The organism is Dysosmobacter acutus, assembly GCF_018919205.1.
Classification (GTDB): Bacteria; Bacillota; Clostridia; order Oscillospirales; family Oscillospiraceae; genus Oscillibacter; species Oscillibacter acutus.
In genome coordinates this window covers 1,976,536-1,994,309 of record NZ_JAHLQN010000001.1, presented here as the reverse complement: position 1 = coordinate 1,994,309, position 17,774 = coordinate 1,976,536, and the positions used below count along the sequence as shown (strand labels likewise).

Below are 17,774 nucleotides of genomic sequence, written 5' to 3'. Positions count from 1 at the left end.
CCTCAGCTCAGATTCTTTTGAATGAACTCCATCAGCACGGGAATCTCTTTGCGGTTGCGCAGCGCCTCGCGAATGCCCAGCAGCGCGATCAGAAAGTAGAGCACGTCCCGGGCAAGTCCGCTGACGCCGTAAAGCCTCACGTCCATGACCGCCAGCCACAGCGCGATGATCAGCAAAATCACCGAACAGATCAGCGTGGTGGGCGCGACCCCGGCCTGCACCGAAACATCCGTCCCGCCTGCTTCCCGCTTTGTCAGGCGCACTCTGGCGCTGACGGCGCCAAAGATCTTGCCCGTATAGGCCACCTCCACCAGGCCGTCCCTGCGTGTGCGGAAATAATAGGACTTGCGGGTGGTCCACAGCTTTTTTTCACTCCAGGCGCCGGCGTTCTTTTTCAGCCGGTCGGCAATCTCCTCCGCCGTCAGACTGCTCTCCAGTTCACATTGTGTCATACCGATTTCTCCATTGTATTTATAAATTCTTCCGTCAGGTCCACAGCGGCCGTGATCAGCGCGCCGCAGGGCCGCTCCGGCCCTCTGTTGGCCTCCAGCAGCTCATTGCAGCGCAGCATGCCGAAACGTTGGCGAAACCGCTCCTCCAGAGCGCAGGTCAACTGGTACATCCGCTTCTTTTCCTCCGCCGGCTCCCGACCGGAATGATATTCCATCAGGCCAAGCACCATCACCGCGCCGCCAAACGCGCCGCACAGCTCCTCCCCGCTGCCGATTCCCTTTCCGAATCCTGCGGCAATGGCAAGGGCCTCCCGCTCCGAAAGTCCGGTTCTGTCTCCAAAGGAAGCCAGCACGCTCTGGGCGCAGTTATATCCCCTGTGGTGAAATGACAATGCAAGCTCTCCGCGATTCGCTGCCATGGTTCCGCTCCTTTCTATATGTCTATACGCTTCCCGCCGTCTACAGCTCCTTTGCAAGCTGCTGAATTTTCCGCAGCCGGTGGTTCAGGCAGGATTTTGTGATGGGCGGTTCAAATGTCTCCGCCAGCTCGCTGAGGGTCAGCTCCGGGTTTTCCAGCCGCGCGGCGGCCGTCATCTGAAGCTTGTCCGGCAGCTGCTCCATCAACCCCACGCCCATAAGCTTCCGGATGGCCTCCAACTGCTCCTGAGCCGCGTCCACCGCCTTGTCCAAATTGGCGGTGTCGCAGTTGAGCCGGCGGTTGATGCTGTTGCGCAGGTCCTTCTCCACCTTGGCCGACATCACCGCCATAGCCGCCACCGGAGCGCCGACCAGTGTGAGAAAGTCCTCAATGTGCTCGCTCTGTTTGAAATAGGTCACATGGTAGCCGTTTCTCTGAACGCTTTTGGGATGAAAGCCCATGTCCATCAGCAGCGACTCCAGCTCCCGGCCCGCCTGCTGATGAGAGGTGGCCAGCTCCAGGTGATATCGTTTTTGGGGATCGGTTGAACTGCCGCCGGCCAAAAATACGCCCCGGAGGAAGGCCGCCCGGCAGCACTCCTCCTCCAGCAGGCCGAAATTCACATGGAGCACCAGATTCTGCTCCGGGCTGTAGCCTAACAGGTTGACGATGTGGCTCAGCTTCTTCCGGTCCGTGATCTGGAAGATCAGCTTCCCCTCCTGCTCCGTCTCCGGAAGACGGTCAAAGCGCAGGCCGAAGGCCCGGTGGAAAAGCTTTGGAAGCCGCTGGGCAAACTCGCTGTTCTCCGTGATGATCCGCACCTCCGTGGTGTTGAAGGTGTTGCAGTAGAGCAAAATCCCGTATGCCTCCGCCCGGGCGCAGCAGAGCTTTTGCACCGCCATCCTGCACAGCTCTAATTTTGCATCATAGGAAAATGACATCCCCGCCTCCTTACCGCTTTTCGATCTCCAGCCGGTATGTATCATCTGTAAAGTCAAAACGCTTTCCGGCAATACGGACGCTGCGCTCCGCATGGAGCAGGATCAGTTCCCGCGCCAGGTGCCCGGGGCTGTGGCGCACAAAGCCGTTCTCCACGGTGGAGACCGGCCGGTTCACCACCTCCACACCAAGTTTACTGCACTCCTCCCGGTCGCAGCAGATAGGCTGCGCTCCTTCCAGGGCGTAGCGGGCCGCCACGCCCTTGGGGATGGGAGAGGAATTGGTGAGGCAGATGTCAAATAGACCCGGAGCGGAATGCTGGAAAATGGCCCGGATGTGGTCGGAAACCGTATATCCCTCCGTCTCCCCGTCCTGGGTCATGACGTTGCAGACATAGATTTTCAGGGCGTCGGACTCCTGAACAGCCTGGACAATTCCATCCACCAGCAGATTCGGAATGATGCTGGTGTAGAGGCTTCCCGGCCCTAAGAGGATCATATCCGCGTCCCGTATGGCGTCGATCGCCATAGGCAGCGCGGCCGGGCGCTCCGGCAAAAGCCGCACCTGGGCGATGCGGCAGTCCTGAGATTTCTTGCAGTCGCAAATCCTGGACTCGCCCACCACCCGGGCACCGTTTTCAAACTCCGCCTCAAGTTTCACATTTGCGTTGGTCACAGGCAGCACCCGCCCGGTGATGGCCAGCACCTCGCTCATGCGGCTCACCGCCATGTCAAAGGAGGGAGAAATCCCGTTGAGGGCGGCCAGAAAGAGGTTTCCAAAGCTCTGGCCGGCCAGCTGACCGTCCGGGAACCGGTAGTGCATCAGCTCCGCCATCAGCGGCTCCGTGTTGGCCAGGGCCTCCAGGCAGTTGCGGATGTCCCCCGGAGGAGGCATGCCCAAATCCTCCCGGAGCCTGCCGGAACCGCCCCCGTCGTCGGCCACCGTGACAATGGCCGTCAGATTTTCCGTATAGGCCTTCAGGCCCCGCAGCATGGTGGACAGCCCGTGCCCGCCGCCGATGGCGACGACCCGGGGACCATGGATACGGGGCAGCCGGTAATCCGTCGTTCGATTTCCCACTTCCCTGCTCCTTTAGCCCCGGGTCATGTCCCTGTGGTTTTCGCTGACCTGATAGCCCAGCCTCCCGATGTACTCCGCCAGAGTCCTGGTCACCGCCACGGAGCGGTGATGGCCTCCGGTGCATCCGATGGCGATCACCAGCACGGTCTTCCCCTCCTCCGCGTAAAGCGGCAGGGCAAAGGAAATCAGGTCTTCCAGACGCTTCATCAGCTCTCCTGTCTGCTCAAAGGAAAAGACATAGTCATACACGTCCTGGTCCAGACCGGTCTTGTGGCGCAGCGACTCCACGTAAAAGGGGTTGGGCAGAAAGCGCACATCCATCACCAGGTCCGCCTCCATAGGGATACCGTATTTATATCCAAAGGAGATCACGTTGACAGACATGCCGCCCTTGCGGCCCTGGGCGTCAAACAGATGGAGCAGCTCCCCCCGCAGCTTCCCCGTGGAGAGGGTGCTTGTGTCGATGAGATAGTCCGAACGCTCCCGCATCGGCTGTAAAAGCTCCCGCTCCCGACCGACGGCCTCCTCCAAACTGGTTCCTCCGCTCATGAGAGGGTGGAGGCGGCGGGACTCCTTATAGCGTTGGATGAGGATTTCCGGCGCGGCCTCCAAAAAGAGAGTATGGCAGGTGCACTTCATCTTCTGCAGCTGATCCAGTACGTCGAACAGCTCGCTGAAGTTGGAGCTGGTGCGCACATCGTATACCAGAGCCACCCGGTCGTAGCGTCCGTTGCTTGTGATGCAGAACTCCGCAAATTTCAAAATCATGGCCGCTGGCATATTGTCCACAATATAAAAGCCCATGTCCTCCAAGAATGAGGCGGCCTTGCTCTTTCCCGCTCCGGAGAGCCCGGTGATGATTACAATTTCCATGGTTTCACTTCTTTCAGCGGATGATCCGCACTTCTGGCTCAAGCTGCACGCCGCTCTCCCGGAGCACCGTCTCCTGTACCAGCCGGATCAGCTCCGTTACATCGGCGCAGGTGGCCCCGCCCCGGTTGATGATGAATCCGGCGTGTTTTTCCGATACCTGGGCGCCGCCCACCGTCCTGCCCTTCAGGCCGCATTGATCGATCAGCGTACCGGCATACTGGCCGGCAGGGCGCTTGAAGGTGCTGCCCGCGCTGGGATACTCCAGAGGCTGGCTGGCCTTCCTCCGCCTCATCAGCTCCTCCATCTGCGCCTTGATCTGCTGTTCATCCCCGCACTGGAGCCTTAGGACGGCCGAGAGGACCACCGCGTCGGCCTGATCGGAGAATATGCTGTGGCGGTAGCCGAACTTCAGCTTGTCGCCTTTCAATGTCCGCACTCCGTCGGGAAAGAGGGCCGTAACCTCCTCCACCACCTGGCACATCTCACCGCCGTAGGCTCCGGCGTTCATACACACGGCTCCCCCAAGGGACCCCGGAATGCCGTGGGCGAACTCCAGCCCGGTGAGAGAGTCCTTTCTGACAAAGTCCGCAAGCCTTGCAAGAGACACCCCCGCGTCGGCCTCTACCGAACACTCCCCAGTCCGGCGAATGGAGGTAAGGGACCGGGACAGGTTGATCACCAGCATATCCAGCCCCTCATCCGCCGTCAGGAGATTGGTACCGTTGCCCAGGACCAGGGTCCTTGCGCCGCACTCCCGGGCAAAATGGGCCACCAGCACCGCCTGGGCCCGGCTGGCCGGGAAGGCCATCCGCTTTGCCGGCCCACCGATGTGAAAGGAGGTGTGGCGGCTCATGGGTTCGTCGCAGGCTATCTTCAAATCCGGCAGATACTCCTTTGCCTTTTCATCCAAGCACTCGTACCAGAACATATATTCCTCCAAAAGCTGTTTTTCAGCGGCTGCGTCCCAAAAACGCCGCGCCGATCACTCCGGCGTCGTTTCCAAGAAGCGCCTTGACCACCCGGGTTTTCCGCCCGCCATGGCTGGCATAGCACTCCCGGTCCACAATCTCCCGCACCGGCCGGAGCAGGGACTCCTCCCGTTCGTTGCTGATGCCCCCTCCAATGGCTAAAACCTCGGGGTGGAGCAGATTGACCAGATTGGTGATCCCTTGGGCAAGATAGCGGATATAGGCGCCGCAGACAGCCCGGGCGGTTTCATCGCCCCTTCTTGCCGCTTCAAACGCCGTGCCGCCGTTGAGCCGCTCCCGCTTTCCGCCGGTGATCTTCCAAAGAAGGCTCTCCGGATGGGCCTCCATGGCCTCCCAGGTCATTCGCCGCAACCCGCTGGCGGAGGCGTACTGCTCCCAGCAGCCCCGCCGGCCGCAGGGACATGGGACTCCGTCAGGCTCCACCACCATGTGGCCCACCTCGCCGGCCATGCCCAGCCCCTCGTAAATCTTCCCGTCAAAGACCATGCCGCCGCCGATTCCCGTGCCAAGCGTGATGGCCACCAGGCTGCGGCAGCCCTTTCCGGCGCCGCAGTGATACTCCCCCAGTGCGGCGCAGTCCGCGTCGTTGCCAAGGTACACCGGCAGGTCCAGATGCGCCCGGAACAGCCGCTCCATAGGGATGTTCTTCATGGGGATGTTGCAGGTGTAGACAATGGTGCCGCCCTCCACCGCGCCGGGGACGCCCATACCCACCGACCGGACCTGATCCAGGTCGTCCGCCGCCGCGGCCAGGGCCATACCGGCCAGCCGGATGGCAAGCTCTTCCGGGGCCGATACCGGGCCCAAGGGCTCTTTCAGGGTCCGCAGGAGCTGCCCATCCTCATCCACCAGCCCTGCCTTCAGATTGGTTCCGCCGATGTCGATCCCAAGATACATAATTATTTCTTCCCCTTATCCACGTGCTTGTCAATGCGCCGGGAAAGCTCCTCCGCGGCGTTGAAGCCGTAGCGGTGGTGGCGGTTGTTCAAAGCCGCCACCTCCACAATGCTGGCCAGGTTCCTGCCCGGGCGGACCGGCATGGTCACGCAGGGCACCTTCACATCCATAATAGTCATAAAATGGGTTTCAATGCCCAATCGGTCGTAAAATTTGTCCTCGTCCCACTGCTCCATCTGGACCACCAGGTCGATTTGGGCGTCGGTCTTGATGGCGCGCATGCCGAAGAGCTGGCGCACATCGATGACGCCGATTCCCCGCAGCTCCACATAATGGCGGATCAGCTCCGGCGCCGTGCCCACCAGATAGTCGGAAATCTGACGGATCTCCACCGCGTCGTCCGACACCAACCGGTGCCCGCGCATCACCAGCTCAATGGCCGTCTCGCTCTTGCCGATGCCGGACTCTCCCAACAGCAGCACACCCTCGCCGTAGACGTCCATCAGCACGCCGTGGCGCGTCACCGTGGGCGCAAGCTTGTGGTTGAGATACTCGATCATATGGCTTGTGAACTCCACGGTGGTCTCGTCGGTGCGCAGCAGCGTCCGTTCAAACCGTCTGGCGCTGTTCAGGCACTCCTCGGAACATTCAAGGCCCCTTGCGATGACAAGAGCCGGGATATCGTACTGAAAGATGTTGTCATAGGACTCCTGACGCCTCTCGCTGCTCAGACCGCTGAGATAGGTGATCTCCGCCTTGCCGATGATCTGCAGGCGCCGGGGGTCAAAATAGTCAAACGAGCCTAAAAACTGCAGTCCGGGACGGTTTACGTCCGTAATCGTCAGCAGTGCGCTATCGTAGTCTTTGCCGCGGTTGAGAATCTCCAGCCCAAAAATGCTGACCGCCTCGGAAACCTTCACTCCTTGTTCACTCATAAATGCAACAACGCCTTTCCGCCAGAGGGGAAAAGTCTCCCTCCAGACTGTATCTTCTGGAAATTTATTGAAATTTTCTCTGTTGTTTATATCAATCTGATTATAGCTTACCCGGGTATTTTTCGCAATAGCAGGGGAAAAATAGTTTCTCCATCCTTAATTTTGCATTTTTTGTAAAAAGAAGCGAAATTTTTTTGAATATCTCTTGCATTTTTTGAAAACTTCTGCTATTATATCAGTCGTGCCTGTGTGAAATAGGCAGAAATAGCAACAGCAAGGAGGTGCAACGGATGGCTAAGTGCGAGTTTTGCGATAAGGGTGTCACCTTTGGTATCAAGGTTTCCCACTCCCACAAACGCGCCAATCGTTCCTGGAAGCCCAATGTGAAGCGCGTGAAGGCAATCATCAACGGTACGCCCCGCCATGTATATGTTTGTACCCGGTGTCTGCGTTCCGGTAAGGTTACCAGAGCGGTGTGATCAATTGAGAAAAGCTTCGGGCAGTCGCCTGGGGCTTTTTTTCTACCTTTCCCCTGTCCATAAAAATGCCGCAAGAGTTGGGCGGGGTTCTCAAAACAGCAAAAGGCCGTGTATCGTTTTGATACACGGCCTTTCTGTATACGCAGTGTTTGGGAAAGCCGCTCCCCAACACGTCCTGTCAGGAAAACCGGGAGTTATCTTTTCCGCTTAAACAGCAAAAATACAATAATGCCCACAATCAGAATACCGGCCAAAACAAAATAGACCCAATTGGATTGTCCGGATACAAAAATCACGGTGGGTCCATCCGCTCCGCCGATTATGCCGATGGATTCGGAGGAGCAGCCAAATAATCCAAATAGGCAAACACCTGCCAATAAACAGGTCAATCGCTTTTTAATGGAGAAATACCCCCTCTATGAAACCCTCTGATCTGTCTTTCTGCGGCCATTATAGCAGGTCTTTCGTCACACCATAAGAATTTACGAATAGAGAGCGGCCGGCCCGCCCTCTATGACTGTTTTACGGGCACCCGCCATTTCCGGAGGCACTTTTCAATTTTCCTGCTTCTTGGCCCGAGTCATCAGCTCCCGCACCACAGACTCCGTCTGCTTTTCGTGGTACAGCACGTCGTAGGCACAGCGGCAGATGGGCATTTCCACGCCAACCTTCTCCGAGAGCTGGCACACGCTTTCCGCCGCATAGTACCCCTCTACCACGGCGCCCACCTCATCCATGGCCTCCCGGGCGGTCCTGCCCTGGCCGATGAGGATGCCGGCCCGGAAATTGCGCGAGTGCATGGAGGTGCAGGTGACGATCAGGTCTCCCATGCCGGCAAGCCCGGCAAAGGTCAGCCGGGAGCCGCCCATCCGCTCTCCCAGGCGGCCCATCTCCGCCATGGCCCGCGTCATCAAAAGGGCCCTGGTATTGTCTCCGTATCCCATACCGGCAATGACGCCGCAGCTGAGGGCCACCACGTTTTTCAGCGCCGCGGCCAGCTCCACCCCCACGATGTCCGGGCTGGTATAGATACGGAAATAGTCGTTCATGAACACGTCCTGCACCGTCCGGGCCACCGCCTCCTCCTGATGGGCCGCCACGCAGCCGGTGGGCATCCGAACCGACACTTCCTCTGCGTGGGAAGGTCCGGAAAGTGCAACAACTTTACACTTTCCCTCTGTCTCCTGAACCAGAATCTCTGACATCCGACAGTTGCTGCCCTTCTCAATGCCCTTGGAGACCGACACGATCACCGCGTCCTGGCGCAGATGGGGGGCGGCAGTCCGTCCGGTGGATCGGACCGCAAAGGAGGGCGTCGCAAAGACCACCGCATCCGCATCCTCAACGCACTTCAGATCATCGGCATACCGGAGAGCCTCCGGCAGAGTCACCTTGGGAAGCAGCGGGTTGCACCGGCTGGAGCGCAGCTGCGCCGCCTTTTCCGGGCTGTGGGACCAGAGCGTCACGTCGTGTCCGTTGTCGCAAAGCACCATGGACAGAGCCGTTCCCCAGGCTCCGCTGCCCAAAACCGCGATTTTCATGGCGTCCCCTCCTTTTTCCGATGGATGCTGAACTTGGATTCCGTCCCGCGCAGAATGCGCTTCAGATTCCCCCGGTGCTTCCAGACCACCAGAGCCCCGATGATGAGCGCCAAAACCGTGATAACCGGATCATGATAGACGAAGAAGCTGGAGATGGGGAAGGTGGCCCCGGCCCAGATGGAGCCCAGAGAGACCCATCTGGTCACCACAGCCAGCACCAAGAAGCCACCCCAGACCACTATCGCCACCCGCCAGTCAATCATAATGGCCATGGTGCCGCCGGAGAGAATGCCCTTGCCCCCTTTGAAGTGGAACATGCAGGGGAACATGTGGCCCAACAAACAGAAAAGGCCCGCCCAGTACTTGCCGTAAATCACCCACTCGCCCTCCATGAAAAAGGACGGCAGAAAGCCTTTGGCCACCCAGACGCCGATCAAAATGGCCACAACCGCCTTCAGGACGTCGGTCAGGATGACCACTATCGTCAAAGGCCCGCCGAAAGTGCGGTAGAAATTGGTCAGTCCGGCGTTTCCGCTGCCGTGCCCCCGCACATCATCCCGCAGGATGTACTTGGAGACGATCACAGCCCCGTTGAAGCAGCCGCAGAAATAGGCCGCCGCCGCGATGATGGCGGCCCGGAGCCAAAGCTCAGTCCATACGCTCATCGCCTACTCCTCCTTGTCGCCCTTTTGCCGGATGGACAGGATGATCGGAGTGCCCTCCAGTCCAAAGGTATTGCGGATACAGTTTTCCAGATACCGCTGATAGGAGAAATGAAACAGCTTCTTTTCATTGCAGAAGACCACAAAATGAGGCGGCTTAATGCCCACCTGGGTCATATAGTAAATCTTCAGCCGGCGGCCTTTGTCCGTGGGCGGCTGCACCCGGGTCTGGGCGTCTGCAAGGACGTTGTTCAGCATGCCGGTGGTGATCCGCGTGGCGGCCTGGTCGTTGACATAGTTGATGAGGTCGAATAGGCGCTCCACCCGCTGGCCCGTCAGGGCGGAGATGAACACGACAGGCGCATAGGTCATATAGCTCAGGTCCCGGCGGATGTCCTCGCGCATGCGGTCCATGGTCTTGTCGTCTTTTTCCACCGCGTCCCATTTGTTGACCACGATGATGCAGGCCTTGCCCGCCTCGTGGGCCAGCCCCGCCACCTTGGTGTCCTGCTCGGTGACGCCCTCGTTTGCGTCAATGAGGATGAGACACACGTCGCAGCGGTCAATGGCCATGGTGGCACGGAGCACGCTGTAGCGCTCGATGTTCTCCTCCACCCTGGCCTTTTTCCGCATGCCGGCGGTGTCGATGAAAATATATTTGCCCTTTTCATTTTCAAAGACCGAGTCAATGGCGTCCCGGGTGGTGCCGGGCACATCGCTGACGATCATGCGCTGCTGGCCCAGGATGCGGTTGGTCAGGGAGGATTTGCCCACGTTGGGCTTTCCGATGAGGGCCACGCGGATGAAATCATCCTCCGCCTCCTCCTCATCCTCCGGCGGGAAATGGGCCACACAGGCGTCCAGCAGGTCTCCCGTGCCGTGTCCGTGGACAGCGGAAACCGCGATGGGATCGCCCAGCCCCAGGTTGTAGAACTCATAGATATCCGGGTTGGTGACGCCGGTGGAATCCATCTTGTTCACCGCCAGAACCACGCTCTTGCCGCAGCGCAGCAGCATATTGGCCACCTCGTGGTCTGAGGCGGTCACGCCGGTTTTGATGTCGGTCAAAAAGATGATCACCGCAGCGTTGTCGATTGCGATCTGGGCCTGCTCCTTCATGAACTTCAAAATCTCATTGTCGGTGCGTGGCTCAATGCCTCCGGTGTCCACCAGGGTAAACTTCCGCCCGTTCCACTCCGACTCCCCGTAAATCCGGTCCCGGGTGACGCCGGGCGTGTCCTCCACAATGGAAAGGCGCTGGCCGATCAATTTATTGAACAGCATGGACTTGCCCACATTGGGCCGTCCCACAATGGCAACGATGGGTTTCATCCCTTTCACTCCCCTTCTTGAATCCTGCCGCAGAAAATGGCGTCCACCAGGCTGAAGCCATCCTGCTCCACCACAGTGACCGGCCGCTCAAGCGCCCGCTCCAGGTCCGCCACCGTCAGGTCGTCCAAAAATACATCTCCCCCGTGACGCAGCATGTTGGCCGGGATCAGTACATGCTCCCCCAGGCTTCTGCCCTTCAGCTGGGCGATGATGTCCTGAGCGGTGAGCAGCCCCGCCACGTCGATGGTGCGGCCGAAAAAGTCGTTGTAAATGCCGATGACCTCACCCCGGAGGGATGGGCACCAGGCCTTTGCCTTTTCCACAAGGCCCGCGATAAACGGTTCGGCGGACTTGCCGGTAACGCTGGTAAAGGAGGGATAGCTCCCCTTCGGGTCCACATCCTGCAATCCCCGATCAAACTCCGTGAGGAAGGAGCGCAGCATTCCCACGCCGTTTTCTATCTGGGCAAAGTCCTCATAGTAGGACTCCTCCGGCAGCTCCCGTCCGGCCTTGATATACAGCTCGTCGGCGCAGAAGAATTTCCGGCTCCCATACCGCTTCAGGCACCGGGCCCCGTACTCATCCACCGTATCGATGATCTCCGCCGCCTTCTCCGCGTCCACCATGCCGATTTTGGCAAGGCCTTTGCGGTACTTGGTCAGCCCCACGGGCACCACGGAGCAGCTGGCAAAGCCGATGTCCATCAGGTCCTCTATGCTGCGCCGCAGGTGTACCCCATCGTTCCAGCCGGGGCAGACCACGATCTGCCCGTTCATCACAATGCCGGCCTCGCCGAAAGCGCGCATGTAGGCAAGGCTTTTGTCGGCGTGGACGTTGCCCAAAAGCCGCTTGCGCAGCTCCGGCTCCGTGGCCTGGACCGAGACGTTGATGGGGGAAATCCGCAGGTCGATGATCCGTTGGGCCTCCCGCTCGCTCAGATTTGTCAGGGTGATGTAGTTCCCCATCAAAAAGCTGAGCCTTGCGTCGTCGTCCTTAAAATATAAAGTGTCCCGCATCCCCGGCGGCATCTGGTCCACAAAACAGAAGAGGCAGTGGTTGGAGCAGGGCCTGGGCTCGTCCATCAGATAGGTGTCAAAGTTCAGCCCTAACTCCTGGCCCTCTAACTTTTTGATTTGAAGTCTCCGCTCCGCGCCGCCGCTTTCGCGCAGCACCAGCTCCAGCACCGGATCATAGCAGTAAAACCGATAGTCCAGCACGTCCACAATTTCATGGCCGTTGACGGCAATCAGTTGTTCCCCCGCTGTGATCCCGGCGCGCTGCGCCGGACTGCGCTGATCGACAGAAGTAATGATCGTGCTCATGAATCGGCCCTTCCCCAAGTCTCCTCCGGCCAAAGGGCCGGGAAAATGCGTGCTGCATCCGGGTGCGGCACAGCTTCCAAACGCTCTATTGCGTATTATATCCAATCAGGCGGAAAACCGCAACAGCGCGGACGCACAAAAAGATAAGGAGGGAAGAATGACTTCCCTCCTTCAAGACACATCTGATGCTTATTTCGCAACAACGGACTTGATCTCTTTGACCTGACGGCCATTGTAGGTACCGCATTCCTGACACATTCTGTGAGGCAGGTGCAGCGCACCGCATTTGGGGCACTTCACAAGACCGGGAGTCGCCAGCTTCCAGTGGGAGCTGCGCCGTTTGTCGCGTCTTGCTTTGGATACTTTTCCCTTAGGGACTGCCATTGTGACACCTCCTTGATCGGAAAGGCAGGACTGCCTTTGAACTTATTGATCGGAATTATCTAAAAGCTTTGCCAGGACGGCAAGTCGGGGATCAGGCTCCTTTTTGCAGGAACAGGGGCCAAGATTCAGATCAGCCCCACACCGCGGACATAACCCCTTACAATCTTCCGAACACAATGTCTTCGTGTCCATTTCCAGGATAAACGCCGTCCGGGCCAAATCCTCCACGTCCACCTCGCCGTTTTCCAGCAGCACGATCTCGTCGTTCTCCTCATCCTGAAGCTCCTCCGCCAGCATGCACTGGAACCGGACGGTCTTCAGGTTTTGAAACGGCTTGGCGCACCGGTCGCAAACGGAGGAGAGTATGGTTTTCGCCGTCAGCTCCAGCTCCAGCACATCGGCCCGGTTGCGCACGGTACCCGTCACCTCAATGGGCTGACGCGCCGGATAGGCGCCGCCGAACTCCACATCGGAAAGGTCCATGGAAAACCGGAACGGAAGCTCCTTTCCCGGTGCTGCAAGGATGGATTTTACATCAAGACGCATAATTCACCTCGTAATGACACGAGTAGTATTATAAGGGATTGTCTGTCACTTGTCAAATCTTTTCTTGCAAAATTTTTCAAATGACGGCGAGGTAATACGAGAAGGCTGTGGAGCGCTATGGACATCAGCGTACTAAAGAAGACGCCAAAAAGGGGAACTAGAATGTAGGAGTGATGTTACACCCTATGCTTAGCGCCAGTGAATGGGGTCTGTTGAAGCTTAAAGGTTAGGTAAATTGAGAAGCGGAAACGAATGGAGATACACAAAACGGTAACAGGCATAGATGACCTCAACCACCATCCCTAATCTTAGTGGGTAAGGGGCCTAGCAGGACTATATTGGCTTTGGGCAGTGGGCGCAGTAATTGAAATTCCTGTTGAGATAAGGGGATTACAGCCCAAAGAGGGTGGGGATACAAATTCAGTAGTCATAATGGTGGTGCGCTGGGTGGGAGGAGGGAGAGGTGGAGACTTATTGGAGGGCCGGAGAGGATCTCATTGAGCGGGGCATGGGATGATGTGTGGTGGGGGGGCTGGGATAAATAAGGGCCGTTGAGAGGAAAAAGAACTGGCAATCGGCAATAGGTGATGAAGCGAGCACAAGAGGCGGGGGGATCGAGGAGGGGGTTTGTGTCAGATAAATGGAGAAGGTCGTATTATTTCTGACTTGATTGAACTCAATAAGTATTTTTTTTTTTGGTTAGCGCATGCACGCGACGGATGAGGATACAGGGGTAAAGCCGGGGGGGCACTTTGTGGCGGAAGCGGAGGGACACAACACGACCGAGGAGGGACTTAAATTTTTCAAATCAGATAAAATAGAAAATACTACTTTTTCAGCGGGACATCAACCGCTGGTTTTTTGCGGGAGGGCAACGGAATGCGGGAACTCACCATTGGGAAAAATGACGCCGGTCAGCGGCTGGACCGCTTTGTTGCAAAGACGCTGCCGCTGCTGCCCCCCGCTCTGCTTCAAAAATACATCCGCCTCAAGCGGGTCAAGGTCAACGGCAAGGGCTCCAAAAAAGATGCGCGCCTGCTGGCGGGCGATGTTATACAGCTCTACATCAACGATGAGTTTTTTGACCGGCCCACAGAGGACAACGCCTTCCTCACCCTCTTCAAGCCTCAGCTGGACATCCTCTATGAGGACGAAAACCTGATGCTGCTGAATAAGCGCCCCGGCCTTGTAGTGCACGCGGACGAAACGGAGAAGGTCAACACCCTCATCAACCACGTCCAGGCATACCTATATCAAAAGAAAGAGTGGAACCCCAGGGGGGAGAACTCCTTCACGCCGGCGCTGTGCAACCGCATCGACCGCAACACCGGCGGCATCGTCATCGCTGCCAAAAACGCACAGACCCTGCGGATCATCAACGACAAGATCCGAAACCGGGAGATCAAAAAGCTCTACCTCTGCATTACCTTGGGGCGGATGCAGCCTCCTCAGGGAAAATTAGAGTGCTTCCTCTTAAAGGACGAGGCGAAAAAGCAGGTCTTTGTCTACCACCGCCCGGTCAGCGGCGGCCGCTCCGCGCTGACGCTTTACCGCACGCTGGAGACCCGCGGTGAGCTTTCCCTGGTGGAGGCGGAGCTGCTCACCGGCCGGACCCACCAGATCCGGGCCTCCTTTGCCGATGCCGGCCACCCGCTGTTGGGGGATGGAAAGTATGGAGACGGCGCGGTCAACCGGCGGTATCACGAGACGCGCCAGGCCCTCTATTCCTACCGCCTGGTCTTCGATTTCCCCACTGACGCGGGCCCGCTCAACTACCTGCGGGGCAAAGCCTTCAGCGTGTCCGACGTGGCATTTAAAAATAAGTATTTTCCTTAAGTATTTTCTTGACTTTTCAAGATGTTTCCTATATAGTTGCATTCAGCGCGGCTGCATGCTGTTCTTTCGACAAATTTTCGTTGTAAGAAGGTATGCGGCCACCATTCTATGCCGAATTTCAGGTTCCCCTGGGGCAAAGAGAAGAGGCGGATCATTACAAAGGAAACGGGGGAGGATAAATGTCCAAAGAGTTGATTCGCCTGCGGGGCTGCTGCATGGCGTTTGACGATGAGCTTGTTCTCAAAGACATGAATCTCTATATCAAAGACAAAGAATTCCTCACACTGCTTGGGCCCAGCGGGTGCGGCAAGACCACCACGCTGCGGATTATTGGCGGCTTCACGACACCTACGTCGGGAGACGTCCTCTTCGACGGTGTGAGGATTAATGATGTTCCGCCCTATAAGCGGCAGATCAACACGGTGTTCCAGAAATACGCTCTTTTTCCCCATTTGAACGTATTTGAGAACATCGCGTTCGGCCTTCGGATGAAGAAAATCCCTGACCCGGCCAACCCCAAGCGCATGGTCAAATTAGAGGAGGAAGAAATCCAGAACCGTGTGATGGAGATGCTGGAGATCATCAGCCTGAAGGGATTTGAACACCGCAAGATCGACGCCCTCTCCGGCGGACAGCAGCAGCGCGTGGCCATTGCCCGGGCCCTGGTCAACCAGCCCAAGGTCCTTCTTCTGGATGAGCCCTTAGGCGCCCTGGACCTCAAGCTGCGCAAGGATATGCAGATCGAGCTGAAGAAAATTCAGCAGCAGGTGGGCATCACCTTTGTCTATGTCACCCACGACCAGGAGGAGGCCCTCACCATGTCCGACACCATCGTGGTGATGGACAAGGGCACCATCCAGCAGATCGGCACTCCGGAGGATATCTACAATGAGCCGAAAAACGCCTTTGTGGCGGACTTCATCGGTGAGTCCAACATCATCGATGGACTGATGGTGGAAGACGGCGTGGTGCAGATGTACGGAAAGAAGTTCCCCTGCGTGGACGGCGGCTTCGCGCCGAACGAGCCGGTGGATGTGGTCATTCGCCCCGAGGACATCGACATCGTCCCCGTGGCCCAGGGCCAGCTCACCGGCACGGTGACCAGCGTCACCTTCAAGGGCATGCAGTACGACATCATCGTGGACTTCCGGGGCTTCAAGTGGCTCATTCAGACCACCGACCACTCCCCCGTGGGAGCGAAGATCGGCGTCAAAATCGACCCGGACGGCTTCCACATTATGAAAAAGAGCGATTACTCCGGCAAATTCGGCGACTACAGCTCCTACAGTGAAGAGTATGACGAGCTTTCCGACGCCACCGAGGACGAGGAGGAGCCGCCGGAGGGTGAAAGCGATGAAGAATAAGTGGCTCTCCCTCCCCTATGTGGTCTGGATGGCGATCTTTGTGGTGGCCCCGCTGATCCTGGTGGTGGTCTATGCCTTCCAGTCCGACTCCGGGTTCACCCTTGAAAATTTTAAAACCATGGGGGAATACGCCGGCGTGTTTGGCCGCTCTTTCCTCCTGGCCGCCATTGCCACAGTGCTGTGCATCCTGATCGGATATCCCATGGCCTACTTTCTTGCCCGGGAGGGCCCCGGCATGCGGCGCATTGCCACCATGCTCATCATGCTGCCCATGTGGATGAACTTTCTCCTGCGCACCTACTCCTGGATGTCTCTTTTGGAGAACACAGGCCTTATCAACACCTTTTTCAAGAACATCGGCCTCATCGATCTCTATAACAACATCGCCGTCCACTTCGCGGCCGACCCCAGCAGATATGTGCCCATCTCCTTCTTCCCCATGATCAACACGGAGGGGGCCATTGTGCTGGGCATGGTCTACAACTTCCTGCCCTTTATGATCCTGCCGATTTTTACGGTCATTGAAAAGATCGATCCAAAGCTCATTGAGGCGGCCCAGGACTTAGGGGCCAGCACCTCCATGGTGTTCAAAAAGGTCATCTTCCCCCTGTCTCTTCCCGGCGTGCTCTCCGGAATCACCATGGTGTTTGTTCCGGCCGTGTCCACCTTCGCCATCTCCCGCCTCTTAGGCGGCGGCATGGTGACACTGCTTGGCGATCTCATTGAGGCCCAGTTCTTAGGCGGCGCCTACAATCCCTATCTGGGTTCCGCCATCTCTCTGGTGATGATGGTCATCGTCCTGATCTGCATGGCGGTGATGAATCGCTTCGGCGAAGGTGAAGAGGAGGCGATGCTGCTGTGAAAAGGAACAATTTCCTCAACCGCTTTTTCCTGGTGCTGGTCTTTCTTTTTCTCTATGCGCCCATTTTCGTCCTGATCGTCTTCTCTTTTAACGCCACCAAAAGCCGCACGGTCTGGGGCGGGTTTTCCCTGCAGTGGTATGTGAAGCTGTTCCAGAACGACGCCATTTTACAGGCGCTTCAGACCACGCTGCTGGTCTCCGTTCTGGCGGCGCTGATCTCCATGGTGGTGGGCACGGCCGCCTCCATCGGCTTTGCCTCGTTGAAGCGGCGCTGGCGCAGTGCCTGCATGTCCATCAACAACGTGCCGCTGACCAACGCGGATATCGTCACCGGCGTCTCCCTCTCGCTGCTCTTTGTCCTGGCCATTGACACCTTCAACGCCACGCTGGGCCAGGCCGCCGGCGTCACTTGGACCAAGGGGTTCGGCACCATGCTGATCGCCCATGTGACCTTTGACATTCCCTACGTAATCCTGTCCGTCATGCCCCGGCTGCGCCAGCTGGACCCCCATATCTATGAGGCGGCCCAGGACTTGGGTGCCACAGGCTTCACGGCGTTCCGGAAGGTAATTCTGCCGGACCTGATGCCCGGCATCATCAACGGCGCCATCATCGCCTTCACCATGTCCATCGACGATTTCGTGATCTCCTACTTTACGGCCGGCTCCAAGGTCTCCACCCTTGCGATGGAGATATACGCCATGGCCCGGCGGCAGATCACACCGGAGATCAATGCCATCTCCACGCTGCTGTTTGTGTCCGTACTGATGCTGCTGGCCATTGTCAATCTGCGCCAGGCCAGCCAGGACCGGCAGGCCATAAAACAAAAAGCGGCTTTGATACCGCAAAAATAAACGGAAAAG

At 57.8% G+C, this 17,774-nt stretch carries 20 protein-coding genes; 5 read left to right on the top strand and 15 right to left on the bottom strand.

Translation table 11 applies throughout. The annotated features are described in order from the left end of the window. Window positions 1-2: 2 nt before the first annotated feature. From KQI82_RS09625 to hprK, 8 genes are read right to left on the bottom strand one after another with little or no spacing between them, the layout of a single operon-like run. A complete protein-coding gene (locus tag KQI82_RS09625) occupies window positions 3-452 on the bottom strand; it encodes a hypothetical protein (RefSeq protein ID WP_216632551.1) in 450 nt (149 codons plus the stop codon). Then, window positions 449-871, bottom strand: a complete 423-nt coding sequence (locus KQI82_RS09620; protein ID WP_216632550.1) for a C-GCAxxG-C-C family protein — start codon at window positions 869-871, stop codon at window positions 449-451. The genes KQI82_RS09625 and KQI82_RS09620 overlap by 4 nt, the downstream gene beginning before the upstream one ends. 40 nt (window positions 872-911) lie before the next feature. After that, window positions 912-1,811: a DNA-binding protein WhiA gene (gene whiA / locus KQI82_RS09615; protein ID WP_216632549.1), complete on the bottom strand. Its 900-nt coding sequence runs from the start codon at window positions 1,809-1,811 to the stop codon at window positions 912-914. Window positions 1,812-1,821: 10 nt separating this feature from the next. Next, window positions 1,822-2,889 carry a gluconeogenesis factor YvcK family protein gene (locus tag KQI82_RS09610; protein WP_216632548.1) on the bottom strand — a complete coding sequence of 356 codons (1,068 nt, stop codon included), beginning with the start codon at window positions 2,887-2,889 and terminating at the stop codon, window positions 1,822-1,824. Window positions 2,890-2,901: 12 nt separating this feature from the next. Beyond that, complete coding sequence (gene rapZ / locus KQI82_RS09605) at window positions 2,902-3,762, bottom strand: RNase adapter RapZ (protein WP_216632547.1); 861 nt, start codon at window positions 3,760-3,762, stop codon at window positions 2,902-2,904. Between the two features lie 13 nt (window positions 3,763-3,775). Then, window positions 3,776-4,690 (bottom strand): UDP-N-acetylmuramate dehydrogenase, encoded by a 915-nt coding sequence (gene murB, locus KQI82_RS09600; protein WP_216632546.1) that lies wholly within the window; start codon window positions 4,688-4,690, stop codon window positions 3,776-3,778. Window positions 4,691-4,712: 22 nt separating this feature from the next. Beyond that, window positions 4,713-5,648 carry an ROK family protein gene (locus tag KQI82_RS09595; protein ID WP_216632545.1) on the bottom strand — a complete coding sequence of 312 codons (936 nt, stop codon included), beginning with the start codon at window positions 5,646-5,648 and terminating at the stop codon, window positions 4,713-4,715. Window positions 5,649-5,650: 2 nt separating this feature from the next. Beyond that, a complete protein-coding gene (gene hprK / locus KQI82_RS09590) occupies window positions 5,651-6,583 on the bottom strand; it encodes an HPr(Ser) kinase/phosphatase (protein ID WP_216632544.1) in 933 nt (310 codons plus the stop codon). A 290-nt stretch (window positions 6,584-6,873) separates the two neighbouring features. On the opposite strand from hprK, the gene rpmB reads away from it, so the two are divergent. After that, window positions 6,874-7,062 (top strand): 50S ribosomal protein L28, encoded by a 189-nt coding sequence (rpmB, locus tag KQI82_RS09585; RefSeq protein ID WP_216632543.1) that lies wholly within the window; start codon window positions 6,874-6,876, stop codon window positions 7,060-7,062. Window positions 7,063-7,256: 194 nt separating this feature from the next. Here rpmB and KQI82_RS15950 read toward each other — a convergent pair whose 3' ends face one another. From KQI82_RS15950 to KQI82_RS09550, 7 genes are all read right to left on the bottom strand, one after another. Beyond that, window positions 7,257-7,358 carry an LPXTG cell wall anchor domain-containing protein gene (locus KQI82_RS15950; RefSeq protein WP_420908123.1) on the bottom strand — a complete coding sequence of 34 codons (102 nt, stop codon included), beginning with the start codon at window positions 7,356-7,358 and terminating at the stop codon, window positions 7,257-7,259. A gap of 258 nt (window positions 7,359-7,616) precedes the next feature. Continuing rightward, window positions 7,617-8,603, bottom strand: a complete 987-nt coding sequence (locus KQI82_RS09575; RefSeq protein WP_216632541.1) for an NAD(P)H-dependent glycerol-3-phosphate dehydrogenase — start codon at window positions 8,601-8,603, stop codon at window positions 7,617-7,619. Continuing rightward, window positions 8,600-9,268, bottom strand: coding sequence for a glycerol-3-phosphate acyltransferase (locus KQI82_RS09570; protein WP_216632540.1), 669 nt, complete (start codon window positions 9,266-9,268; stop codon window positions 8,600-8,602). Before KQI82_RS09570 ends, KQI82_RS09575 begins: the two co-directional genes overlap by 4 nt. Before the next feature lie 3 nt (window positions 9,269-9,271). Then, window positions 9,272-10,597, bottom strand: coding sequence for a ribosome biogenesis GTPase Der (gene der, locus KQI82_RS09565; protein WP_216632539.1), 1,326 nt, complete (start codon window positions 10,595-10,597; stop codon window positions 9,272-9,274). Between the two features lie 5 nt (window positions 10,598-10,602). Next, window positions 10,603-11,919, bottom strand: a complete 1,317-nt coding sequence (locus KQI82_RS09560; protein WP_216632538.1) for a DUF512 domain-containing protein — start codon at window positions 11,917-11,919, stop codon at window positions 10,603-10,605. A gap of 189 nt (window positions 11,920-12,108) precedes the next feature. Further along, the gene (rpmF, locus tag KQI82_RS09555) at window positions 12,109-12,303 is read right to left on the bottom strand and encodes a 50S ribosomal protein L32 (RefSeq protein WP_187333939.1); all 195 of its coding nucleotides are present in this window, start codon (window positions 12,301-12,303) and stop codon (window positions 12,109-12,111) included. Window positions 12,304-12,345: 42 nt separating this feature from the next. Next, window positions 12,346-12,849 (bottom strand): YceD family protein, encoded by a 504-nt coding sequence (locus KQI82_RS09550; RefSeq protein ID WP_216632537.1) that lies wholly within the window; start codon window positions 12,847-12,849, stop codon window positions 12,346-12,348. An 879-nt stretch (window positions 12,850-13,728) separates the two neighbouring features. On the opposite strand from KQI82_RS09550, the gene KQI82_RS09545 reads away from it, so the two are divergent. The 4 genes from KQI82_RS09545 (at window position 13,729) to KQI82_RS09530 (ending at window position 17,765) form a co-directional block, all read left to right on the top strand. Next, window positions 13,729-14,685 carry an RluA family pseudouridine synthase gene (locus tag KQI82_RS09545; protein ID WP_216632536.1) on the top strand — a complete coding sequence of 319 codons (957 nt, stop codon included), beginning with the start codon at window positions 13,729-13,731 and terminating at the stop codon, window positions 14,683-14,685. 179 nt (window positions 14,686-14,864) lie between these two features. Next, on the top strand, window positions 14,865-16,049 hold the full coding sequence (locus tag KQI82_RS09540) for an ABC transporter ATP-binding protein (RefSeq protein WP_216632535.1): 1,185 nt from the start codon (window positions 14,865-14,867) through the stop codon (window positions 16,047-16,049). Beyond that, a complete protein-coding gene (locus KQI82_RS09535; protein WP_216632534.1) occupies window positions 16,039-16,911 on the top strand; it encodes an ABC transporter permease in 873 nt (290 codons plus the stop codon). Before KQI82_RS09540 ends, KQI82_RS09535 begins: the two co-directional genes overlap by 11 nt. Further along, on the top strand, window positions 16,908-17,765 hold the full coding sequence (locus KQI82_RS09530) for an ABC transporter permease (RefSeq protein ID WP_216632533.1): 858 nt from the start codon (window positions 16,908-16,910) through the stop codon (window positions 17,763-17,765). Before KQI82_RS09535 ends, KQI82_RS09530 begins: the two co-directional genes overlap by 4 nt. Window positions 17,766-17,774: the final 9 nt, after the last annotated feature.